This window comes from Pantoea sp. paga (assembly GCF_007558755.1).
GTDB lineage: Bacteria > Pseudomonadota > Gammaproteobacteria > Enterobacterales > Enterobacteriaceae > Pantoea > Pantoea agglomerans.
The window spans coordinates 340,133-363,975 of record NZ_VLTF01000004.1 but is presented as its reverse complement, the minus strand read 5'-3'; the positions used below and the strand labels follow the sequence as shown (position 1 = coordinate 363,975).

The following is a 23,843-nucleotide window of genomic DNA, read 5'->3' as shown; positions in this document are numbered from 1 at the left end:
CCTGAAAGGGTGTTTTTTTGTTTCTGACGTTCCCAAAAGCCGCTTCAGCCTCTTTCTGCCCTGAAAAGCGCGCGGATAGCCCGGCTACCCGCACTCTTTTACCGATGGGCCAGCGCCGCCCCACTCTCCACATACGCTTTGATGCCGTTCAGAATCGCCTCTGCCACCTGATGCTGGTAACGGGTCGTTCGCAACTTACGCTCCTCCTCCACATTACTGATAAACGCCGTCTCGACCAGAATTGACGGGATATCAGGGGCTTTAAGCACTGCGAATCCGGCCTGATCCACGGTGCGTTTGTGCAGATGGTTGATGCGCCCCATGCGATGCAGCACCTCTTTGCCGAATTTAAGGCTGTCATGAATCGTCTGGCGCTGCACCATGTCGAACATGGTGTGATCGAGATAGCGGTCGCCGCTTTTGCTGACGCCACCAATCAGGTCTGATTCATTCTGAGTCTGAGCCAGGAAACGGGCTGCCGCCGAAGTGGCACCGCTGGTTGATAAGGCAAACACTGAAGAGCCGCGTGCCGCGCGACTGGTAAAAGCATCCGCATGGATCGACACAAAGAGGTCGGCACGCTGTTTACGGGCTTTAGCAACTCTGACCCGCAGCGGAATAAAGACATCTTCATTACGCGTCATATAGGCTTTCATATTGGACTCTTTATCGATCAGCGCTTTGAGTCGCCGTCCAATCTTCAGCACAATATCTTTCTCGCGGGTCTTATATTTGCCGTGCGCGCCCGGATCTTCCCCGCCGTGACCGGGATCGATCATGATAATGATCGGACGATCGCGCCCCGCTTTGCCGGGTAAGGGTGCCTGCACCCCTTCATCTTTCTCCAGATCGCCCTGGTTATAATCTTTCAGCAGAGCCAGCAGTGGATCGTCCTCAACCTGGTTCTGGCTCGGATAGAGATCGACCACCAGCCGGTGATTGATCCCGGCGACCGGCGAGAGATTAAAGATCTTCGGCGCGACGTTGCGCTTTAATTCCAGTACCACGCGCACCGTGTTGCTGTCGAACTGACCGACTCGGGCATTTTTAATAAAGGGATCGTCGACCCGAACCTGCTTATCTACCCCTTTCAGAACCGGATTGAGATGCAGGCCCTGAATATCAATCACCAGGCGTTCGGGATTGCTCAGCGCAAACTGCTTGTACTTCAGCGCGACATTGGACTCCAGCGTCATCCGCGAGTAGGTCGATGAGGGCCAGATACGCACCGCCACAATGTGGTTCTTCGCCGCCAACCCTGTCCGGCTGACGCTTAACAGCAGTAAGGCGCCCGTCCCCTGTAAAAATCGTCTGCGTGAAAAATGGGAATTAACGTCTGACATGCCGCTCCAGCTGCTGTGTAATGTCTAAAAAAGCGCCAGTTACTAAAATGGCGGCGAAAACTTTATCCAATCCGCAGCATGATGTCACCCCGGAAACCTTAAATAATGCAGGCTGTTAGCGGCTTTGACACCCAGAAAAACGTAAATTTTCGTCAGGATTAAGACTTGCAAAACCGGGCGTAAAAGCATAAAAATACAAAAAATACGAATAAACATTCACTGAGGGTTGGCCGTGAAGGAACGTAGTACCGAACTGGTTCAGGGTTTTCGCCATACCGTTCCCTATATCAATGCCCACCGGGGTAAAACCTTTGTCATCATGCTGGGTGGCGAAGCGATTGAGCATGAGAACTTCTCTGGCATCGTTAATGATATCGGCCTGCTGCACAGCCTGGGCATTCGCCTCGTCGTGGTATATGGCGCACGCCCGCAGATTGATGCCAGCCTGGCTCAGCAGCAGCTGGAGCCGGTTTATCATAAGTTTACCCGGGTGACCGACGCGCAATCGCTGGAGTTAGTGAAGCAGGCCGCCGGCCGGCTGCAGTTAGATATCACGGCCCGCCTCTCAATGAGTCTCAACAATACGCCGCTGCAGGGCGCGCATATCAATGTAGTCAGCGGCAACTTCATTATTTCACAGCCGCTGGGCGTGGATGATGGCGTGGATTACTGTCACAGCGGCCGTATCCGTCGTATTGATGAAGAGGCCATTCATCGTCAGCTGGATAACGATGCGATTGTGCTGATGGGCCCGGTTGCGGTTTCTGTTACCGGCGAAAGCTTTAACCTGACTTCGGAAGAAGTGGCTACCCAGCTGGCGATTAAACTCAAAGCGGAAAAAATGATCGGCTTCTGCTCTGAGCAGGGCGTGCTGAACAGCGAAGGTGAAATCATCTCCGAGCTCTTCCCGAATGATGCGCAGGCTCGTATCGACGAGATTGAAAAGGAAGGCGATTATCTTTCCGGGACTGTCCGCTTCCTGCGTGGTGCGGTGAAAGCCTGCCGCAGTGGTGTACGCCGCAGCCATTTAATCAGTTATCAGGAAGATGGCGCGCTGTTGCAGGAGCTCTTCTCACGCGACGGTATCGGTACCCAGATCGTTATGGAGTCGGCAGAGCAGATCCGTCGCGCCAATATCAATGATATCGGCGGCATCCTCGAACTGATCCGTCCGCTGGAGCAGCAGGGTATTCTGGTGCGTCGCTCGCGCGAGCAGCTGGAAATGGAAATTGATAAGTTCACCATCATTCAGCGCGATAATCTGACCATCGCCTGTGCAGCACTCTATCCGTTTATGGATGAGAAGATTGGCGAAATGGCCTGTGTGGCGGTTCATCCTGACTATCGCAGCTCTTCACGTGGTGAGATGTTGCTGCAGCGCGTGGCACTTCAGGCACGCCAGATGGGGCTGGAAAAACTGTTTGTGTTAACCACCCGCAGCATCCACTGGTTCCAGGAACGCGGCTTTACGCCGGTAGATATTGAGTCGCTGCCCGAGAGTAAAAAAGAGATGTATAACTATCAGCGCCGTTCAAAAGTGTTGATGGCCGACCTTACCTGATTCAGTAAGGGACAGGCGCCACCCACGTGGTCTGTCCCCTCTCTTCTCAGCCGGTTTCCCCCAGTCGTTCCACCAGACCGCTGCGTCGCTGCGTTTGCAGCTGCACGGCACGCTGAAATACACCGGGTTCGCTGTAGATGGTCAGTTGCCGCCGTGCACGTGTAATCGCGGTATAGACCAGTTCACGGGTCAGCACCGGCAGAAACTGCGTGGGCATCACCAGCGCGGTATGGTCAAACTCCGATCCCTGTGATTTGTGCACCGTCATCGCCCAGGCCGTTTCATGTGAGGGTAACCGGCTCGGCTGAATCGCCTTGATCGATCCATCCGGCAGCGGGAAAAAGACCTTCAGGTTGCCCTCTTCATCCCGCATCGTCATGCCGATATCGCCATTAAACAGGCCGAGCGCGCTGTCATTTCGGGTAATCATCACCGGACGCCCTTCATACCAGCGGCTGCCCATGCCAGGACGACGGATGCGCTGCAGCTGCATCAGTCGCTGCTCAATACGCTGGTTCAGACCCTGCACGCCAAATGGCCCGTCACGTAATGCACACAGCAGTTGATAACGGCCAAAAGCGGCAATCACCTCTGCGGGCGGCGCCTGCTCTTTGATCAACTGTAGGAAGGGCTGATAACCCAGTGCGACCTCATCCAGCATCGCCTGATAAGCGTCAGCGCTGTTCAGCGGCTGGTAACTGATATCCTGATACGCCGCAGCAAACACCGCCCTGACCTGCTCTGCATCGCCACGGTTGATCGCTTTTGCCAGCTGGCCGATGCCTGATGAGTCATCAAAACGATAACTCTTCTGCAACAGACAGATACTGTCGCGGACTGCGGGTGCCTGCACATCATCACTGCCCTGCAGTGTGCAGCCGGTCAGCAGGGCGAGCTGTTCTGCCCGCGCCAGGCTGTAGCCGCTTTCGGTGCAGCGGCAGATATCGCCCAGCACTGCACCGGCTTCAACAGAGGCCAGCTGATCGCGATCGCCCAGAAACACGACGCGGGCATGGGCAGGCAGCGCGGCAATCAGGTTTGCCATCATCGAGAGATCGACCATCGACGCTTCATCCACTACCAGCACATCAAGATGCAGTAGGTTACCGGCATGGTAGCGCAGCCGCTGAGTATCGGGCTGTGCACCCAGCAGGCGATGCAGCGTGGTGGCTTCGGCAGGAAAACGCCGGCGTTCTTCGTCGCTGACCGCCAGATCCTGCAGTGCGCTGCCCAGTGACTCGGTCAGTCGCGCGGCGGCTTTGCCGGTCGGTGCCGCCAGCTGAATCCGTAGTGCACCGGGGTTCAGACGAATCAGGGCAGCGAGGAGTTTCGCTACGGTGGTGGTTTTGCCGGTACCCGGCCCGCCGGAAATGACCGCAGTCTTGCGGGTCAGCGCCACGGCCGCCGCAATTTTCTGCCAGTTCTCCGGCTGGTCGTCAAACAGGCTGTTCAGCACGTCGCCTGCAGCATGCATATCAAACGCGGTTTTCACTTCCTGCGCAGCGAAGAAGTCGGCGACCCGGCCTTCGCTTTGCCACAGTCGATGCAGATATAAACGCTGGTTGCTCAGCACCAGCGGCGTAACCAGGCTGCCATCACTGACAGCCGACCAGTCAGCAAAGCGTGCTGGCCAGTCTTCCGGCGCACCAGCGGCGTGCCAGATCGCCTGAGCCAGCGCAGGCTGGCGACCAGCGAACAGATTCGCTTCGCAGAGGTTGCTCAGCGGTAAACAGACGTGCCCCTCACCCGCGTCAGCGCTGACGCAGGCCGCAGCGAGCAGCAGCCCAGGCTGTGATTCCGGGGCTACCAGTTGGGCAAACTGTATATCCAGCGGCCGCAGGAGACGCTTCTCTACCGCCTGCAGCAGCAGACTCAGCATGTCACTCATAACATCTCCCCGTTTTCACCAAACAGTGCATCAATTTCTTCCACAAAGGCTTCGGCAGGTCGGGTGGTGAAAATGCCGTTGTCCGGCGAGCTGCCATCCATCCCGCGCAAAAACAGATAAAACACCCCACCAAAATGACGCTGATAGTCGTAGTCCGGCAAACGATGCTGCAGATAGCGATGCAGCGCCAGCGTATAGAGCTGATATTGCAAATCGTAGCGGTGGCCAATCATCGCCTGCGCCATCGCCTCTGGCGTGTAAGCGGCGTGGCTATCCCCCAGCCAGTTCGATTTGTAGTCGAGCAGATAATATTTTCCCTGCCAGCGGAAGACCAGATCGATAAAGCCCTTCAGCATGCCCCGCACCTGACGAAAATCCAGGGGGGCGGCCTGCTGAGAGAGGCTGTCGTGCCGGCGCAGCAGAGCGTCAAGATCCGCCGCGGTCAGCAGATTGTTGATTGGCAGATAGAACTCCATCTCGATCAGGCGTTCGCTGCTTTTTATCGCCGACAGCGTCAGCCCCTCAGCATTGAGCGGCGTATGTAAGACCCGGTCAATCCACTGTTCCAGAACCGGCAACCAGCTCAGCGGATAGCCATTATGCTGCAGCTGATCTTCCAGCCAGACGCTGTCCGGCGGTTCGGTAAAGTCGATCGACTCAAACAGACCGTGCAAAAACGTACCGGGTGCCGCTCCGCGCGGAAAGTGGTGGGGTGTCAATGCAGCCTCTTCACCCTTCTCTTCTTCGCCCGCGGCATCAATATCAAAGTTGGGCAGCGCATCCAGCAGCGGCGAGCTGTGATGCTGTTGCAGGCCTGAATAACTGGTTACCCGCCAGACGTCAGCCAGCGCGCGCGTAATGTCGCGGCTGCTTAAAACCTCATCACCCAGCTGCGCATCCTGCCACATTTCTCCCGGCAGCAGCCCCTCTTCAACCAGCGCAATCCCTTCACCGGTTAACGCATTCAGTCGCTGACTGAGCTGTTGCGCATCCGCCGCCTCGCCCTGCTGCACCAGGTAGCCCAGCGCGCTCTTATGCAGATCGCTTTCGCCCTCTTTTTTGCGGGTGCCTTTGATCAGTGGCGCAATGCCGACGCTGCAGTGATAGACCGAACGGGTCAGCGCCACGTAGAGCAGACGCAGATCCTCCGCCAGGCGCTCCTCTTCGGCCAGCGCCAGACTTTGTGCATCACCCTGCACATCCAGCAGTGCCGTGAACGTGTCGCGATCGTGATAAAGCGCGCTGGCCGCCTCGCGGAACCCGGCAGCAAATGGCAGCCAGACCAGCGGATATTGCAGTCCTTTCGATTTATGGATGGTGATGATCTGCACCAGATGGCGGTCGCTTTCCAGACGCAACTGCTGGCTGGAGGCCTGGCTGTTTGGCCGGGCTATCTGCTGCGCCAGGAAGCGCACCAGGGCGTGCGGACTCTCCAGCTGCACCGAAGCTTCCTGCAGCAGTTCGCCCAGATGCATCAGGTCAGTCAGGCGACGTTCACCGTTCTCTGAGGCCAGCATATTCTCTGCCAGTTGCCGCTTGATCATCACATCACGCAGCATCGGTAACACGCCGCGCTGATGCCAGAGCTGCTGCCAGACGGCAAACTGCTCAACCAGCGCATCCCACTCGCGTTCATTCTGTGTCAGCGCGTCGAGCGTTGCTGCATCAATAGCAAAGATTGAGGTCGCCAGCGCGCTGCGCAGCAGACGTTCCTGCTCAGGTGCCTGTATCGCCTGCAGTAACCAGAGCAGTTCGCGCGCTTCCGGCGTGGTGTAGACACTGTCCCGGCTGGAGAGATAGACCGAAGGAATCGCCAGCGCATTCAGCGCGTCACGGATTAAACCGGCCTCATTGCGACTGCGCACCAGCACGGTGATATCGGAAGCCCGCACCGGCTGCAGCACCTCGCCTTTGCCCAGGCGGGCCCTCCCCTGCTGTCCGGCCACCAGCCAGCGGCTGATATCGGCCGCACACTGCTGTGTCATAAACTGCTGGTAATCGCTGTTACCGACGCCCTCGCCAGGCTGCAGCCAGAACCGTAACGCCGGTTGCTGCTGCTCGTCAAAAATCAGTTTCAGTGACTGATTGGGCGCAGCAGGCTTAACCGGCTGAAAGGGGATCGCCGAGAACAGAAAAGGCGAATCGAGCTGAGAAAAGAGGCGGTTGACGCTCCCGACCATCTCAGGTGATGAACGCCAGTTGGTATCGAGCGTGTAGTGAGCGCTGACTTCGTTTCTGGCCCGCAGATAGGTAAAAATATCCGCACCGCGAAACGCATAGATCGCCTGCTTGGGATCGCCGATCAGAAACAGTGCCTGTTCAGGCTGATTAATATAGAGGGTGCGGAAGATGCGGTACTGCTGCGGATCGGTATCCTGGAATTCATCAATCAGGGCCACCGGGTAACGCGCCCGGATGGTTTCTGCCAGCAAAACGCCGCCTGGCTGCTGCAACGCTTCATCCAGTTTACTGAGCAGATCGTCGAAGCCTAACAGCGCACGTAAGCGTTTCTCGCGCTGCACCGTGGCGCGCACATCGGTCAGCGCCTGCGCAATGATGACATCCCGCAGCGACAGCGGTTCTGCCAGAAACTGATCGATCGCCTCAAACAGCGAATGACGCGGCGCTTCACCCTTTTTAGTTTTCTCCTCCAGCACCTGCTGTCCAAAGCGCTCCAGCTCTTTGGGCAACTGATAATCCAGCGTGTCGCTGCTGGCCCACTGCGTGACGCGGGCGACCCAGTTGGGCAGATGTTTACTGCTGTAGCTGCGCTTATCAACGCCCGATGCAGTGATAATGCCCTCAACATCGGCGCTGAGCGCCTGCCACTGCTGCTTGATGGCCTCGATGCGCGCCAGATTGCGGGCGTGCCGTGATGCCAGCGTCTCATCGGCTGCAGGCGGACGTTTCAGCCCCGGCGACTCCCCCTGTAGCCAGGGGCGCAGCGTGGCCAGCAGACTGTCCGGCCCGCTCCACTCTGCGGCGATGATCCGCGCCACATCCAGACTCAGTGGATAGCACTGACGACGCCAGAAATCGGCGGCCGACTGCTTCAGCAGCGCCTGCTCATCTTCAATCAACTCCTGCTCGAACAGCATGCCCGACTCAAAGGCATTGAGATTCAGCATCCGCTGACAGAAGCCGTGAATGGTGAAAATGGCGGCTTCATCCATCTGCCGCTCGGCAGCCAGCAACTGCGCGGCGGCCTGACTCAGATCCGGCATCTGCTCCAGCAGTAACTGGTGCATCGGATTGCTGCTTTTGCCACGGATACAGGCCAGACGTAGCTGATGAATATTCTCGCGGATGCGCCCGCGCAATTCGGCGGTCGCGGCCTCGGTAAAGGTCACGACTAAAATTTCTTCGACAGAGAGCGGCCGGCTGTAGGCGTTTTCACCGCCCAGCCCCAGCAGCAGGCGCAGATAGAGCAGACCAATGGTAAAGGTTTTTCCTGTGCCCGCTGACGCCTCAATCAGCCGCTCACCTTTGAGCGGCAGCGTTAAAGGATTCAGCGATACGGGAGGTAACTGCGTCATTGGATCTCACTCTTTACCGGCAGCGACTGCTGCAGTTGTGCCACTTCACTCCAGGTTTTCCAGCCAGGCTGACGGGCAAACTCAACTTTGCCATTGCCGGTGCCCGCAATCTGCGAGGTCATCACCATGCCCTTATGTTCGATCACAGCCTGCCGGAAAAAGTCTGCCAGGCTGGCCGGGGTTAACCGCTGAACCTGCTCTGTCATTTTTTGCCGGGTATCAAATTGATCATTCTGCCGATCAAAGTCGCGGCTGAAGCGATCCGCTTCCTCAAAGAGCGTCTGAGGACGCTGCTGCAAATCATTGATCATCGCCTGCTGATACTGGGCAAAGTCTGCCTGGCTCATACTGCGCAGACGTTTTTCCGCCTGCGGGTAGAAGGCCTGATAGCGCTGCAACAGCCAGCCCGGTTGCTTACTGTTACTTTGCAGCAGGAAGCCGATCCCCCACTGGCGACCCACTGGCATCTGGAAGGCAAACACCGCGTAGCCGAGTTGCTCTTTGGTCCGCAGCTGATTGTAGAACCACGGCTGCACAATCTGGCTCAGCATGGAGCTGTGCGCCATGCTCTGATATTCACTGTATCCCAGTGGAACATAGAGCGCGGCAAGGGCGGAGTCGGTGCTGCTGCCTTTTTGTTGCAGGTTGGCTTTCAGCGGTTTTTTAATCGAGACATACTGGCTGTGCCAGTCGCGGATCGCATGACTCTGCATCTGCTGTTTGAGCTCATGCCCCAGCTGCGTCACGCTGTCAGCACTGAGGTTGCCCACTACCAGCATCTCCGGGGTCGCGTCGCGGAACAGCGTATCGCGATAGTCAGTGACATCCTTAAGTGAGAGTGTGCTTACCAGCTTGCGGCGAGCCTCGCGCTGGGTATATGGCAGCTGCGACAGCAGTTGCATCGGCTGAATCGCCTGTTCAAACGCTTTGCCCTTTTCCGCCGCGTCCAGCCGCTCGAGATACCAGGATTTCGCCTGCTCCAGCTGCTGTTCTGTTGGCTGGAAAGTGGCATAACCTTCCACCAGTTTCTTCAGCAGGGTCGGCAGACGCTGAGTGAAGCCGTTGGCGCTGAACACCAGCCCTTCATCTTCACCCGTTGAGAAGCTGATACCGCCCACTGAAGCCTGTGAATTTAGCTCGTCCAGCGCCAGGCTGGAAAGGTAGTCATTCAGGCCAAACAGCACCTGCTGACGGGCATCACTGATGGTGTGCTTATTGCGTAACGCCAGGGTGATCGCCGCTTTTGGCTCGCTGGCGTAATAACGGCTCGGCATCCAGTAAATGCGCATACCGTCCTGGTTATCCAGTCTCACCGGATGCTGATACGTTTTGCCGTCTGACGGCAGCAGGGTAAAGTCGTCCGGGATATAGGGGTTCAGCACGGGCATCGCCAGCGTAATCTGGCTGGCGCGCTGCTGCCAGTCTGCAAAGGTTTGTGGGGTGATCTTCTCAACCTGATAAGGCGCATCCACAAAATAGGCTTTTTTGTTGTGCGGCTCCTGCGGGCTGATGTACCAGATACGCGCATGCTGCGGGGTCATCTCTTCCAGCCGGGCATTAATCGCGGCGGCATCGTACTGATCCGCCAGATAAGGTGCATCCAGCGTATGTTCAACCGGTACGCGCAGCATGGTGTCGGCCAGCCATTCAATGTAATCCATATCGCGGGTAATTGAGGGATAGCGGAAGTCGAGCGCCAGCACATGCGAAACTTCATCGAAATAGCGCTTATCATCCCCCTGCTGACGCAGAAGATTGATGTAGCTGAATATCGCCGCCACGACCTGATCGCGCTGCGCCAGCCCTTTATCAGTCAGTGACGCGGTAATCGCAAACACGCCGCTGTTACGCTCGGTCATTGGGTCAGCACCCGCATTCACCCCGTCGGCCAGTCCCTGTTTTTGCAGCCAGTCAGTCAGCGTGTTTTTGCTGCGGTTACTGATTAAATAGCTGATCAGCGTGTCGGTTTTACTGCGGAACCGATCGCTGTTGTTGGCAATGCGGAATTCAATTTTGAGCTGCTTGCGCGGCTGGGCCGGAACGTAATGAATGATGATGCCCTGCTGCGCATCGGTCACCACCGGCTCCGTAATCTCCGGCACGCTGGCGTCATGATTTTGCACGCGGCCAAAGGTTTTAGCCGCAATCGACGCCATCTCCGGCAGCGGTTTGTTGCTGTAGATCACCGCTTTCATCAGATTGGCGGAGTAATGCGTATGATAAAAGTCCTGCAGCGCCTGGTGCAGTTTGCTGCCTGGCTTATCTTTAAGGGTCTCAAGATTGCCGCCCGAGAAACGTGACGCCGGATGCGCCGGGTTCAGGGTTTCTGCGCCGACCTGGGCCATACGCAGGCCATCGCGCGAGCGCGCCATGGTCAGCTCGGCATTCACGGCGTGGCGCTCGCGGTCAGCGTTAACCGGATCCAGCAGCGGCTCAGCCACCGCATCCGCCAGGCGATCAACTGCCGGTTCCAGCGCGTCATTTTCCACTTCCAGATAAAAGGCGGTGCGGTAGGAGGCTGTGCTGGCGTTGTGGCTGCCGCCATGCTTTTTCAGGAATTCAGCCAGGTTGTCGGGCTGCGGGTAGTGCTTTGAACCCATCAGCACCATATGCTCAAGGTAGTGCGCCAGTCCCGCCTGCTGATCGGGATCGTCCAGCGATCCTATCGGCAGCGTCAGCGCCGCCAGCGATTTCGGTGCCACAGGATCGGAAACCAGTAATACCGTCATTCCATTATCAAGCCGGATAGCCTGATAGTGGCGGGGATCCTGTTCACTTTTGCGAATAGTGTCGTTAACCGGCTGCCAGCCTGATGATGCCTGCGCCGGCGCTGTGCAAGCCACCAGGCTTAACATTAGCGCCGCTATCCAGCGTGCGTGTACCCGCATGTAAACCCCTCTCGTTTCCCGATAAACCGCCAATGTCGGACGCGGCGGCTCAAAGCAGAGCAAAATTTCTGTGTAATGAGTCAGTCAGCAAAAACGCCTTCTGATCGGCTATTCATCATCCTGATGTGCAGCCAGCACCGGTAAATACCAGCGCTGTGCCGCCTCAGTTATCTGCTGTAGTTGTGGCTCATCCAGCACCCGGCAAAGACGTTGCAGATAGGGATCGCTGCCTTCACCCTCAAGCTGATAGTTGCCTGACCAGGCCGTCAGCAGGCGATTACGCGCCTTAAGCTGGGTTGCCTCATCAGTCAGTAACTGCTGACTTTTTTTGTCGTAGCTGGCGGTCAGCCATGCGCCGCCACTTTTATTAAGCAGCATCAGCGGCTGACGCATACCCGCGAGATACCCCGTGACATACTCATTCAGCGCAGCAATCGCCTCTGCCTGCGACACGGCAAGGAAGCACCAGCGGCTCTGCTGCCGGCCAAACATCCGGCTGCTGCCGGTGCCGCCCAGCGCGCAGTAGACCAGATGTTCCAGCCAGAGTAGCAGTCCGTCGTTCATGTTGAGTACGCCAGGCCGCCAGCGCAGCAATCCATCACTCTGAACCTGCGTCAGCCACCCGGTTAAGCTGACCTGCTCCAGTTGCAGATTCACTTCCCAGCTCTCGCCGTCGCTGCGCTGGGTGACCACTTCTGCCGCTACTTCCTGCATCTCATCGCGCTGCGCCTGCCAGAACAGCTCACCAAACGCGCCATAAGGCAGATTACCGGCCGCACGATGGTGCGCATAGAGCCGCTGAGTATCCTCGCCTTCGACCAGCGCATTCAGCAACTGCGCGTTGATCTGATAACGCTCAAGGTTGTCGAGCGCAAACGGCTCGCTGTCGGGCAGTTCGTTCTCCTCCAGCCAGAAACTCACGCCAAGCCGCTGGTGGAACCAGGCCCGGACCGGATGTCGCCAGAAGCGCAGAAACGCCTCCAGCGTGAGCGCATCAATTAACGGCGCCTCCAGTGGCTGCACAAAATCGGGCTGGGGCTGCCCCGCGCCCCGGGCAGCAGGCAGCCACTCACGGGCGAAACTTTGCAGTCTGGCAGCAGGCTGGAAGTTTTCGGCGGCAAACGGCATCCGGCTGTGCAGGTGCTGCAGGTGCATCCGCACCCGTTCGGCACTCTCATCCAGCTCAAGATGGCCATCACCGTCCAGATAAAAACTCTGTCCAATGTAATCCAGCAGTTCTGTGACCAGCACCGAGGGGTAGCGTTCCGTATTATCCTGAATCGCCCGGCCGATATAACTGATATAGAGCTGCTGCTGCGCCGAAATCATCGCCTCCAGGAAGAGATAGCGGTCATCATCGCGGCGACTGCGGTCGCCTTTGCGGGACTGCTGCTGCATCAGATCAAAACCTAACGGTGCTAAAGTACGGGGATAGACGCCGTCGTTCATGCCCAGCAAACAGACCAGCTGAAAAGGAATGGAGCGCATTGGCATCAGGGTACAGAAGTTAATCTGCCCCGCCAGGAAACGCTGACTGATGCGCTGTTGATCAAGCCGGCTACGCAGATCATCGCGCAACAGCGCCACCGGAATCGCCTCTTCAAACCGCGCATCCATGCCATATTCAATCAATTGCTGCCACTGCTCTTCCACCAGCAGCAAGGCGGCCTCGGTTTCTGCATCGGGGCTGAAAAAGGCATTGAGCAGTTCCCGGCACATGGGCAGCCAGGCCGCCAGTGGCCGGGGTTCGGCAAGCAGCTGCCGCCAGTGATTAAGCCGGGAGAGCAGCTCGGCCAGATGTCCCGCCAGCTCCCCCACCAGACCACCCGACTCGTCATAAGGCAGAATTCCTTCCCAGTCACCGTTGTGGCTCTCCATCGCATAACCCAGCAGCATACGCTGCAGGCCAAAGCGCCAGGTGTGCTGGCCGGTAACCGGTAATGACAGAGCTTCTACGCTGGCATCATCCAGCCCCCAACGTACCCCCGATTCGCTGACCCAGCGCCGCAGTAAACGCAGGCCGCTTTCATCAATGGCAAAGTGGGAAGCGAGCGCCGGGACATCGAGCAGCGCCAGCACATCCTCCGAGACAAAACGGCTGTCTGGTAGTGCCAGCAGATGCAAAAACGCCACAATGGCCGGATGAGCCTGACTGGCACGGCGATCTGAAATCGCAAACGGCAGATAGCGATCGGCAGGTGCATTGGCGAACACCGCCTGAATAAAAGGGGCGTAGGCGTCGATATCCGCCACCATGACGATGATGTCACGTGCTTTCAGCGTCGGATCGACCTCCATCATCGCCAGCAGATGATCCTGCAGCACTTCAACTTCGCGCTGGGCACTGTGGCAGACCTGCACCGCAATTGACCTATCTTCCGGATCCAGGCAGCGCTTCTGATCGCTGTGTGCCAGTTCCGCCGCATTCAGTCCGATGATGGCGTTATCCTGCAGATTGAGAAGATCGTGCTGCATACAGTGCAGCAGGTTGTCCGGCTCCACATCGACAAAAGCATCAATGTCGTCGTTTGACTCCATCTGACTCAGCAGAAACAGGTTGTCACGCCCCAGCTTGCCCCAGGAGGCGAGCAAAGGGTTGGTCAGTTGCTGTTCACCGGCATCGTTAAACAGCGCCGGTGCCTGCTCAGCATCCCGGAAGAGTCCGCGTGATTCATCAGCACCATGGCGTCGGCGCTGACGACTTTGTAGTTTCGCCAGAAACGCATAATCCTGAATATCGCCCCAGTAATCGCGGCAGGGATTGGTGAACAGCAGATGAATGTCGATGTGACGTCCCAGCGCCTGCAACGCCTGCAGATAGACCGGCGGCAGCGCAGAAATGCCACAGATAAAGACCCGTTTGGGCAGATTTTCCGGCGTGCTTTTCGCCTGATCCAGCGTCTGGATAAATCGCGCATAGAGGTTGGCGCGGTGCCATTCAGGCTGGCGCAGGGCCTGGGTATAACTCACCAGATCGCGCCACAGGGCGGCCTGCCAGCGCTGCGCCTCGCCCAGCCCCTCAATGGTTTCGCCACGCTCCCAGCTGTTGAGCCAGTCGGCACGATAGACCAGATACTGGTCGAACAGATCGGCCACGCGGGTGCTGAGCTGAAACAGTTTACGCTTGTCGCCGTCGTCATGGAGATAGTGGCGCAGAGAAGCAAACTCTTCGTGCTTCAGCATCTCCGGCAGCCGGTGCATCAGCTTCCAGCCCATGCTGGCCTTACTGAAAGCACTCTCTACCGGGATATCGGGCAGGACGCGGACGAACATCTCCCAGATAAAACTGGCGGGCAGCGGAAATTCGATATTAGCAGCAATACCAAAGGTTTGCGCCAGCTCCATCTGCAGCCACTGCGCCATACCCGGACTCTGCACCAGCACCATTTCTGAGGCGAAAGGATCATCAAGAGGGTCATGTTTAATCACCGCAGCCGCCAGAATCTTCAGCACATCAAGCTGATTTGAGTGATAAACGTGAAACATGAAAACTCCTGTGATAACTCAGAACGTGACTGCGGTATTGCGGCTCTGTCACTTTACCGCGTATCGCGGTTGAAACCCATCAAAAGGGCGACCGGGGAGAGTTAACATCGCAGCCGCGTCAGGGTGGCACTGCGCTGATAAGGCCCCGTCACGTCAGCCCGATCCAGGGTGCAACCTGAAGGGCCGCTCTGCTGTTGCAGTATTGAGGTCCAGCCGGGACTCTCATGTCCCATCAGTTGCTGCTCAGCCACCCGCCATGCCTCACGCTGATACCACTGCTGGCTGAATCCCAGTGCCAGGGCGCGATGATAGTGCAACAGCGTGCTGCTGCTTAATGCCATTAACAGCAGAGCAAACAACACTTCCGGCAGGCTGAATCCACCGCGCTTACTGGCAGGTGGCCGGGGGCGTGAGCGGGCAGTAATCGATCCAGCCGTGCGGCAACGCGGTAATCTGATTGCCCCGTAACCGCACCCACTGCCAGACCGCCATACCACTGCCGCTGGCCTCCCCTTTAAGCAGACCTTCATCCTTTTCACCTCGTTGTAAACAGCTGCGCCAGCCCTGGCGATCATCCTGCTGACAGCTGGCCGCCTCACTGGCTGACCAGCTCAGGGAGAAGCCCCATTGCAGCGCAGACTGCGCCCGCCAGAAATCCTGAATAAACTGCTGCTCATCCGCCAGCAGTCGCATTCCCTGCTCAGACATCTTACGGCTGGCATGCAGCGTAAAGCTGCCGATGACCATAATCATCAACACCATGCCCAGGGCGCTGCTGCCTCGCTGCTTCACAGGTTATCTGCCTCAACCCAGCTCTCCACCGTTTCAAGCCAGCGTCCGGCCCGTCCCTGCAGCACAAACCTGACCTGCGCGCCCTGCTGGCTGACGCTGAACTTCTCCAGCGTCATAAATGCGGGATCGGAGAGCCGCTCCCAGCCCGCTGACTGACACTGGTCAACACCTCGCTGCATCTCAAGCTGCTGTTGTCGCAGGCGATAACCGTAATAGTCACTCTCTGCATGGCTCACCCCTTCCCATTTTCCGTTGCTGTTCTCATCCCAGCGCAGCAGCAGGCAATTCTCTCTGATTTGCAGCGCCCCACTGCCACACTCACCGTGACAATAACCGGCACGCCGCACCGCTTTTTCCAGCGTCGCCATCATCTGCTGTAACTCCTGACGCAGCTGCGCCCGCTGCAGCACGCCGGCGTTCTCTGCCAGCAGCAGCGGCAGAAAACGGCCAGCACTTAACATCACGACGGCGCTGATTGCCAGGGCGATCAGCATCTCCAGCAGGCTGAATCCGGCCATTTTCAACGGCACGTCTCCTCATCCGTCATGCAGAGGCGAATACGGGCTCTTGCCGAGATAATCAGCCGCATTCGTCCGGTGCTGTTACCCAACTCAATGCTGCCCGCCCGGGCCACATTACGTCGGCCATAGAAGCCCGGTTCACCCCGGATGTCATAGAGCGCAACGCCAGCGTGCGGCGCTACGAATTGCAGCCGTTTTCGGCTATCACAGCCTGCAACGGGGCGGCTTCCGGCACCGATGCACCAGGGATCGCCAGGCCGTGACCATAAAATCAGGTCGCTATTTTGCCGGTTGGCCTGGGCACGCAGCCGAAGCAGGAATCCCTGTAGTTGCTGAGCGCTGTCGCGCAGTTGCTGCCGCTGTTGCCAGCGCTGCCAGCCATGCAGCGCGGCAAGACTCAGCATGCCGGCAATCACCATCACCAGCAGCAGTTCCGGCAGGGTGAAACCGCGTAAGTGTGCTGTTTTCATGGTGTCAGAGTGCGGGTGATGAACAGATGAAACAAGGCTCGGTTTGTCAGGCTGGAAAGCACGTCGCAGAGAAGCTTCCCCAACAGCATCAATTGGCAGAAGCGTGCGAGCGTTGCCGCAGATTTACCGGTTGGCGGGCAAAAAAAAGCCCCGGCGAAGTGCCAGGGCGTTATCTTTTATCGCGAATCAGATGGCGACAGGGGCTTTGATCGCGGGATGCGGATCGTAGCCTTCAATCTCAAAATCTTCGAACTGATAGTCAAACAGTGACGCCGGTTTGCGTTTGATAACAAGTGATGGCAGCGGACGCGGTTCACGGGTCAGCTGCAGGCGCGCCTGCTCCAGATGGTTACTGTAGAGGTGGGTATCACCGCCGGTCCAGACGAAGTCACCCACCTGCAGATCGCACTGCTGCGCCACCATATGTACCAGCAGCGCATAGCTGGCGATGTTAAACGGCAGGCCCAGGAAGATGTCGCACGAGCGCTGATAAAGCTGGCAGGAGAGTTTGCCATCCGCCACGTAGAACTGGAAGAACGCGTGGCAAGGGGCCAGCGCCATCTCGCTCAGCTCGCCGACGTTCCAGGCAGAAACGATAATCCGGCGTGAGTCGGGATCGCGCTTCAGCTGCTCCATCACCTGGCTTAGCTGGTCAATCTCCTGGCCGCTGGCCGTTCCCCAGCTGCGCCACTGTTTACCATAAACCGGGCCGAGATCGCCATTCTCATCCGCCCACTCATCCCAGATGGAGACGTTGTTTTCTTTGAGATAACCGATGTTGGTATCGCCTTTCAGAAACCACAGCAGCTCATGAATAATCGAGCGGATATGACATTTCTTGGTGGTGACCAGCGGAAAACCATCCTGCAGATTGAAACGCATCTGGTGACCAAAAATTGAAAGCGTACCGGTGCCGGTACGGTCAGCTTTTGGCGTGCCTTCGTGCAGCACATGTTGCATCAAATCCAGATACTGTTTCATTTTTCCTCGCGAAATTGTGGCTGCGGGCGACGACGATACGCCCAGATCATCATTATAATACCGGCAATAATCATTGGCACAGAGAGGATCTGTCCCATACTGATTCCGCCTTCAAACAGGCCAAGCTGGGCATCCGGCTGGCGGAAGAACTCAACGATAATACGGAAGGCGCCATAGCCAATCAGGAACAGGCCTGAGACGCTGCCCATCGGGCGTGGCTTACGAATAAACAGATTCAGGATGATAAACAGCACTATCCCTTCCAGCGCCAGTTCATAGAGCTGCGAAGCATGACGCGGCAGCACGCCGTAGGTGTTGAGCAGCGCCTGGTATTGCGGATTGGTGGCAGCAAGCGCGACATCTTCGCCGCGGGAGCCAGGGAACAGCATGGCATAGCGGAAGCCCGGATCGACACGGCCCCAGAGCTCACCGTTAATGAAGTTGCCGAGACGACCGGCACCCAGACCGAACGGGATCAGCGGCGCAATGAAATCAGCCACCTGGAAGAAATTACGTCGGGTGCGGCGGGCAAAGACCAGCATGACGACAATCACCCCGATGAGGCCACCGTGGAACGACATGCCGCCATCCCAGACTTTGAACAGATAGAGTGGATTTTCCAGGAACAGCGGTAAGTTGTAGAACAGCACATAGCCGATGCGTCCACCCAGGAAGACCCCCAGGAAACCGGCATAAAGCAGGTTCTCCACTTCCTCTTTTTTCCAGCCGCTGCCCGGCTGATTGGCGCGGCGGACAGCCAGCCACATGGCGAAAACAAAGCCTACCAGATACATCAGACCGTACCAGTGAAGCGAAACCGGTCCAATCGAGAAGATCACCGGATCGAACTGCGGAAATGCAATATAGCCGTTATTCATCATTCACCGTCTATTTTTCAACCCTGAAAAGGGGCGTTGTCAGGCACATAAATTAAGGCTGCGCATCATAGCACAGCCGGTTTTGTGAATTGTCCCGCAAATGTAAACGCGGATAACGCCCAGAGTCTGACCCGTCAGGCGTACATTGTTGCAGCCAGACTGGTCACGGACAGCGCGCAACAACCGGAGCGTACACGTAGTACGTGAGGATTGTGAGCACTGCCCAGGGCCAGAATGGCAAATAAAATAGCCTGACCCGTCAGGCGTATATTGTTGCAGCCAGACTGGTCACGAACAGCGCGCAACAACCGGAGCGTACACATAGTACGTGAGGATTACTCGCTGTGCTCGCCCCTTCAGGGCCGCCCTGACGGGCGTTCAGGTTGCTAAAGCAGCCTGTGTGAGCACTGCCCGGGGCCAGAATGGCAAATAAAATAGCCTGAAGTGGCGCTTAGCGACCGCCGCGGATTAATCCACCCAGCCCGCGACGCTCCATAAAGGTCGAGACCAGATGACGAACCTCGGTGGCGGTATGAGCATTCATCCCCTGCTCACTGAGCTGCTGCGCCTCTTCGTGATCCAGATGGCGCAGCAGGTATTTCACCCGCGGTACATTTTTGCCGTTCATGCTGAGATGGTGATATCCCAGCCCGACCAGCAGCGCCACGCACATTGGATCGCCAGCCATTTCACCACACAGGCACAGTTCCAGATTGGCCAGACGGGCTTCCTGCGCAATCGTATTTAGTGCGCGCAGCATCGCCGGATGCAGCGAGTCGTAGAGATTGGCCACGCGGGTGTTGTTGCGATCCACCGCCAGCAGATACTGGGTCAGATCGTTGGTGCCAACCGAGACAAAATCGACCCGTGACGCCAGATGCGGGATCATAAACAGCATCGACGGCACTTCAATCATGATGCCGATGCGCGGCGCGGGGATCGTATAGCCCAGCATCTCTTCGACTTCGCGTCCTGCGCGATCGATCAGCTTTTTCGCTTCGTCGATCTCGTCGATATGGCTGATCATCGGCAGCAGAATACTGAGGTTGCCGGATGCGGCGTTAGCACGCAGCATCGCGCGCACCTGCACCAGGAAAATTTCCGGCTGGTCAAGCGTCAGGCGGATGCCGCGCCAGCCCAGACAGGGATTCTCTTCACTGATCGGCATGTAGGGTAGCTGTTTATCTGCCCCCACATCCAGGGTCCGCAGCGTCACAGGCTTGTTGTGAAACAGCTGTAACATGCCCTGATACTGTGCCACCTGCTCCTCTTCCGACGGGAAGCCGTTCTGCAGCATAAACGGAATTTCGGTGCGGTAGAGTCCGATGCCATCCACCCAGTTGCCCAGCGTCTGCTCATGCTCCGGGCTTAATCCGGCATTCAGCATCACCTGCACGCGCTCGCCGCTTTTCAGCTCACCGGGCTGATCGACCACGCCTTCCGCCATTTTGCTCAGCGCATTCTCTTCGCTGATCAAACGCTGGTACTCCTGCACCAGCACCGGCTCGGGATCGATCAACAGCTCACCGCGATACCCATCGACGATCAGCAAACGTTTGTTGAGCTGATGGGGCTGGATATCAGCGCCCATGACGGTCGGGATCCCCATCGCGCGGGTCAGAATCGCCGCATGGGAGTTGGCTGCGCCGTCACGCACCACCACGCCCGCCAGCCGCTCATGCGGCAGCTCAGCTAAAGTGGTGGCGGTCAGCTCATCGGCCACAAGCACAAAGCGTTCCGGCCAGGCATTGGTCCCGACCAGCGTATCGTCAAGGTGAAACAGCAGGCGCTGACCCAGCACCCGCAGATCGCCTGCGCGTTCACGCAGGTAGGTGTCCGTCAGGCTGGCAAACTGTTCAGCAAACTTCTCGATCACCTGTTTCACTGCCCATTCGGCGACCGATCCGCGTTCGATCTCATCGAACAGATCTTTTTTCAGTCGGGCATCGGTTAACAGGTGAGAGTAAAGGTCGAAAATGGCCGCACTCTCTTTCTGAGCGCTGGCGCTGAAGCGTTTACTGAAGCGACGAAATTCACTGGTGGCTTCACTCATGGCGAGCGACAGACGCTCACGTTCGCGATGAACATCCAGCGTTGAGGCAGCCGAAACCTGATCGAGCAGTGGCTGCGTCTCATCTACCCAGCCCGGTGCTACCGCCACGCCAGGCGCAGCTGCAATTGCGCGCACCCGCGTCTGCCGGAACTGACCAAACAGCTGGGCCATCTGCGACTGCGACAGCAATGCCGCCATCTGGGTGGCAAGGGTGACCAGAAACGACTCTTCGCTTTCATCAAACTGACGGTGCTCGCGCTGCTGCACCACCAGCACGCCCAGTAACTGGCGACGGCTGATAATCGGCACGCCGAGGAAGGAGCGGTAGCGCTCCTCTTTCACTGCGGGGATATATTTAAAGCTGGGATGACTCTGGGCGTCAGCAAGGTTAATCGGTTCGGCCAGACGGCCCACTAAACCGACGATCCCCTCGTCAAACGCCAGGGTCACGGTGCGGCCACGCGGTTTTTTAAGTCCGCGCGTCGCCATCAGGTAGTAGCAGTGACGATCGTGGTCGGCGAGGTAAACGGAACAGACTTCCGTATCCATCGCCAGACAGATCTCATTAACCAGGATGTCGAGTGCTTCATTGAGACGCGGCGCACTCGCCACTTTTTCTACAATTTCGCGCAACTGAGTGAGCATAAAGGGCGTGGCCTATCCTCTCTTACGTCGATGGGCAGGATTATTTCGCTGCCCCGCACTCTCCTGCATAGACATCACCACGCCAGCGAATTCCTTCATCACCCGACGATAAACGTCGCGCTTAAAGGAGACAACCTGACGCACCGGATACCAGAAACTGACCCAGCGCCAGCCATCGAACTCGGGCGTGCTGCTGTGCTGCACATTGATATCCGCGTCATTACACATTAACTGCAGAAGAAACCACTTTTGTTTCTGGCCGATACATACCGGCTTTGTGTCCCAACGCACCAAACGTTTTGGCAACTTGTAACGTAACCAGTTACGGGTAGAAGCAAGTATTCGAACATCTTTCCGGTGTAATCCGACCTCTTCGAACAGTTCGCGATACATCGCCTGTTCTGCGGTTTCACCGGGATTGATGCCTCCCTGAGGAAATTGCCAGGAGTGCTGTCCAAAGCGCCTGGCCCATAACACTTGTCCCTGCCGGTTACAGATTACGATACCAACATTCGGGCGGTAGCCATCATCATCGATCACCGGACTACCTCAAAGCAAAATTTGAATGAGCTGATTGTTTCACACTCCTTACAGGCGGTAAACCACTGGATTCACGGGGGGTTAAGCCATCAGCGTCGGGATAACTCACAGAAAATGGCAAAGTTATAAACAATGACCGTGAAAAAGATCGATCTTATTCACCTTTTCTGTGGATAGCTTTGTGCAGAACGCGGGAGTTATCTGAATAACCTTTTCCATGCGCGCTGGAGAGCCGAAAAAAGATAACAACACATCCATCTGATTTTTAATGATATTAAATCAAAAATCTTATCAATAAATCTTTCATAAACAGTGAATATTTTCATGGCAACTGACAATTGCTTAAAATATAAGCACACTGCTTTTTATCCACAGATAATCGCTCAGGGTTAGGCCAGAGCGGCGAAATTATGGCCAGATCGTGAAAAGTCAAGGCTGTAAATGGAACCAGTACCGCACTCAGTCGGTGGTTATCCCATTTTTCTGTGGATAACCGGGCTGGAGATCCTGTTCATTGTTGCGGGTAAGCTGGGATAACCCTGAAGCACTTAGGGCGGCGAGCGTGCAATCCGCTAAAAAAAGCACGATCTATCATGTTATTATCGATCCCTGACGCGGATTATTTAAGTGAGAAACGTGACTCACCTGCTGCTGTACAAATTTTAATCATTGCGAGTGTTCACCATGAGTTACCAGCCAGGACCACCTGAAGATGAAGCCAGCCTGCTGGCACGCGCGCAGGATTTAGCCGGTTTGACCCTGGAAACCCTGGCCGCGCGCGCCGGTCTGCCCATGCCTGCGGATCTCAAACGCGACAAGGGCTGGGTCGGCATGCTGCTGGAGTGGCATCTTGGTGCCAGCGCAGGTAGCAAAGCGGAGCAGGACTTTGCCCATCTGGGTATCGAACTGAAAACTATCCCGATTGATGCGCAGGGTAAACCGCTGGAAACCACCTTTGTCTGCGTGGCACCTCTGACCGGCAACAGCGGCGTGACCTGGCTCACCAGCCATGTGCGCCACAAGCTGGCGCGGGTATTGTGGATCCCGGTTGAAGGCGGGCGTGAGATTCCGCTGCGGGAACGCCGTGTCGGCGCGCCGCTGTTATGGAGCCCCGATGCGGAAGAAGATGAGATGCTGCGGCAGGACTGGGAAGAGCTGATGGATATGATTGTGCTGGGTCGCGTAGAGCAGATTACCGCGCGACATGGTGCCTGGCTGCAAATCCGGCCCAAAGCCGCCAATAGCAAAGCGCTGACAGAAGGAATCGGCGATCAGGGCCAGCCAATCATGACGCTGCCGCGCGGTTTCTACCTGAAGAAAAGCTTCACCGGGCCCCTGCTGGCGCGTCATTTTCTCCTCTGAACGTCGCCACCCGCGTTGATGTGTCGCAATTTTGTGGGAGATCGGCGAGTTGAATGCGTATAATCGCCGTTTACTTTTCGTTTAGGATTAAATGTCGGTATGTTTGAGTGGATTTCCGATCCCAACGCCTGGCTGGCGCTGGGCACCCTGACCATCCTTGAGGTGGTGCTGGGTATTGATAACATCATTTTCCTGTCGCTGGTGGTCGCTAAACTGCCAAAACACCAGCAAGCCAGCGCGCGTCGCATTGGTCTGATGGGCGCGATGCTGATGCGTCTTGGCCTGCTGGCTTCTATCGCGTGGGTAGCCCGTCTAACTAATCCGCTCTTTACGCTGATGGATCATGCGTTCTCGGCGCGCGATCTGATTCTGCTGTTCGGCGGACTGTTCCTTCTGTGGAAATCGAGCATGGAGATCCATGAAACGATCGAAGGGAGCGAAGGCGAACACAACACCCGCGTCCATTCCTTCCTGGGTGCGATTGTGCAGATCATGATGCTCGACATTATTTTCAGCCTCGACTCAGTGATCACGGCGATCGGCCTCTCCGATCATCTGTTCATTATGATGGCGGCGGTGGTTATTGCCGTGCTGATGATGATGTTCGCTGCTCGCGCGATCGGTGAGTTTGTTGACCGCCATCCGTCAGTGAAAATGCTGGCTCTCTCTTTCCTGATTCTGGTCGGTTTCACCCTGATTCTGGAGAGTTTTGCGGTCCACGTACCAAAAGGTTACATTTATTTCGCTATGTTCTTCTCAATGGCGGTTGAGTGTCTTAACCTGATGCGTAGTAAGAAAAAGCACGCCTGATAAAGTCAAGGGCGAGCCTGCTCGCCCGGTTATTTTCAGATTTCTACGATTAACCCCGCCGGCAAAACCATTTATTACTACACTGTTTG

At 56.9% G+C, this 23,843-nt stretch carries 16 protein-coding genes; 3 read left to right on the top strand and 13 right to left on the bottom strand.

Features of this window, described 5'->3' with window-relative positions:
• Positions 1-98: 98 nt before the first annotated feature.
• Positions 99-1,343, bottom strand: coding sequence for an N-acetylmuramoyl-L-alanine amidase AmiC (gene amiC, locus FOV68_RS14290; protein WP_010248623.1), 1,245 nt, complete (start codon positions 1,341-1,343; stop codon positions 99-101).
• A gap of 232 nt (positions 1,344-1,575) precedes the next feature.
• On the opposite strand from amiC, the gene argA reads away from it, so the two are divergent.
• Positions 1,576-2,904 (top strand): amino-acid N-acetyltransferase, encoded by a 1,329-nt coding sequence (gene argA / locus FOV68_RS14285; protein WP_010248624.1) that lies wholly within the window; start codon positions 1,576-1,578, stop codon positions 2,902-2,904.
• Between the two features lie 46 nt (positions 2,905-2,950).
• Here the strand turns inward: argA and recD are convergent, their stop codons facing one another.
• The 12 genes from recD to rppH all read right to left on the bottom strand — a co-directional run bounded on the left by recD (position 2,951) and on the right by rppH (position 21,582).
• Positions 2,951-4,792, bottom strand: coding sequence for an exodeoxyribonuclease V subunit alpha (recD, locus tag FOV68_RS14280; protein WP_143991097.1), 1,842 nt, complete (start codon positions 4,790-4,792; stop codon positions 2,951-2,953).
• Complete coding sequence (gene recB / locus FOV68_RS14275) at positions 4,789-8,328, bottom strand: exodeoxyribonuclease V subunit beta (RefSeq protein ID WP_143991096.1); 3,540 nt, start codon at positions 8,326-8,328, stop codon at positions 4,789-4,791. Before recB ends, recD begins: the two co-directional genes overlap by 4 nt.
• Positions 8,325-11,216: a pitrilysin gene (gene ptrA, locus FOV68_RS14270; RefSeq protein WP_069025330.1), complete on the bottom strand. Its 2,892-nt coding sequence runs from the start codon at positions 11,214-11,216 to the stop codon at positions 8,325-8,327. Before ptrA ends, recB begins: the two co-directional genes overlap by 4 nt.
• A 108-nt stretch (positions 11,217-11,324) precedes the next feature.
• Positions 11,325-14,702 (bottom strand): exodeoxyribonuclease V subunit gamma, encoded by a 3,378-nt coding sequence (gene recC, locus FOV68_RS14265; RefSeq protein ID WP_143991095.1) that lies wholly within the window; start codon positions 14,700-14,702, stop codon positions 11,325-11,327.
• 101 nt (positions 14,703-14,803) lie between these two features.
• The gene (locus tag FOV68_RS14260) at positions 14,804-15,064 is read right to left on the bottom strand and encodes a prepilin-type N-terminal cleavage/methylation domain-containing protein (protein ID WP_370513289.1); all 261 of its coding nucleotides are present in this window, start codon (positions 15,062-15,064) and stop codon (positions 14,804-14,806) included.
• Between the two features lie 25 nt (positions 15,065-15,089).
• Positions 15,090-15,494 (bottom strand): DUF2509 family protein, encoded by a 405-nt coding sequence (locus tag FOV68_RS14255; RefSeq protein ID WP_033758709.1) that lies wholly within the window; start codon positions 15,492-15,494, stop codon positions 15,090-15,092.
• Entirely contained in the window at positions 15,491-16,018 is a 528-nt protein-coding gene (locus FOV68_RS14250) for a prepilin peptidase-dependent protein (RefSeq protein ID WP_143991094.1), read from the bottom strand. Before FOV68_RS14250 ends, FOV68_RS14255 begins: the two co-directional genes overlap by 4 nt.
• Entirely contained in the window at positions 16,015-16,485 is a 471-nt protein-coding gene (locus tag FOV68_RS14245) for a prepilin-type N-terminal cleavage/methylation domain-containing protein (RefSeq protein WP_031593708.1), read from the bottom strand. The genes FOV68_RS14250 and FOV68_RS14245 overlap by 4 nt, the downstream gene beginning before the upstream one ends.
• 186 nt (positions 16,486-16,671) lie before the next feature.
• Complete coding sequence (gene thyA, locus FOV68_RS14240; protein WP_010248642.1) at positions 16,672-17,466, bottom strand: thymidylate synthase; 795 nt, start codon at positions 17,464-17,466, stop codon at positions 16,672-16,674.
• Complete coding sequence (gene lgt, locus FOV68_RS14235; protein WP_143991119.1) at positions 17,463-18,344, bottom strand: prolipoprotein diacylglyceryl transferase; 882 nt, start codon at positions 18,342-18,344, stop codon at positions 17,463-17,465. The genes thyA and lgt overlap by 4 nt, the downstream gene beginning before the upstream one ends.
• Positions 18,345-18,795: 451 nt before the next feature.
• Positions 18,796-21,042, bottom strand: coding sequence for a phosphoenolpyruvate--protein phosphotransferase (ptsP, locus tag FOV68_RS14230; protein WP_010248647.1), 2,247 nt, complete (start codon positions 21,040-21,042; stop codon positions 18,796-18,798).
• A gap of 12 nt (positions 21,043-21,054) precedes the next feature.
• On the bottom strand, positions 21,055-21,582 hold the full coding sequence (rppH, locus tag FOV68_RS14225; RefSeq protein WP_009087042.1) for an RNA pyrophosphohydrolase: 528 nt from the start codon (positions 21,580-21,582) through the stop codon (positions 21,055-21,057).
• A gap of 684 nt (positions 21,583-22,266) precedes the next feature.
• On the opposite strand from rppH, the gene mutH reads away from it, so the two are divergent.
• Entirely contained in the window at positions 22,267-22,944 is a 678-nt protein-coding gene (gene mutH / locus FOV68_RS14215) for a DNA mismatch repair endonuclease MutH (RefSeq protein ID WP_010248652.1), read from the top strand.
• A 99-nt stretch (positions 22,945-23,043) separates the two neighbouring features.
• Positions 23,044-23,754 (top strand): TerC family protein, encoded by a 711-nt coding sequence (locus FOV68_RS14210; protein ID WP_010248654.1) that lies wholly within the window; start codon positions 23,044-23,046, stop codon positions 23,752-23,754.
• Positions 23,755-23,843: the final 89 nt, after the last annotated feature.

Excerpts from the sequence above, each read along its gene's own strand:
- lgt (WP_143991119.1), bottom strand. The coding sequence starts at position 18,344 with ATGAATAACGGCTATATTGCATTTCCGCAGTTCGATCCGGTGATCTTC.
- FOV68_RS14245 (WP_031593708.1), bottom strand. The coding sequence starts at position 16,485 with ATGAAAACAGCACACTTACGCGGTTTCACCCTGCCGGAACTGCTGCTG.
- amiC (WP_010248623.1), bottom strand. The coding sequence starts at position 1,343 with ATGTCAGACGTTAATTCCCATTTTTCACGCAGACGATTTTTACAGGGG.
- FOV68_RS14210 (WP_010248654.1), top strand. The coding sequence starts at position 23,044 with ATGTTTGAGTGGATTTCCGATCCCAACGCCTGGCTGGCGCTGGGCACC.
- recB (WP_143991096.1), bottom strand. The coding sequence starts at position 8,328 with ATGACGCAGTTACCTCCCGTATCGCTGAATCCTTTAACGCTGCCGCTC.
- recC (WP_143991095.1), bottom strand. The coding sequence starts at position 14,702 with ATGTTTCACGTTTATCACTCAAATCAGCTTGATGTGCTGAAGATTCTG.
- ptrA (WP_069025330.1), bottom strand. The coding sequence starts at position 11,216 with ATGCGGGTACACGCACGCTGGATAGCGGCGCTAATGTTAAGCCTGGTG.
- recD (WP_143991097.1), bottom strand. The coding sequence starts at position 4,792 with ATGAGTGACATGCTGAGTCTGCTGCTGCAGGCGGTAGAGAAGCGTCTC.
- mutH (WP_010248652.1), top strand. The coding sequence starts at position 22,267 with ATGAGTTACCAGCCAGGACCACCTGAAGATGAAGCCAGCCTGCTGGCA.
- thyA (WP_010248642.1), bottom strand. The coding sequence starts at position 17,466 with ATGAAACAGTATCTGGATTTGATGCAACATGTGCTGCACGAAGGCACG.
- ptsP (WP_010248647.1), bottom strand. The coding sequence starts at position 21,042 with ATGCTCACTCAGTTGCGCGAAATTGTAGAAAAAGTGGCGAGTGCGCCG.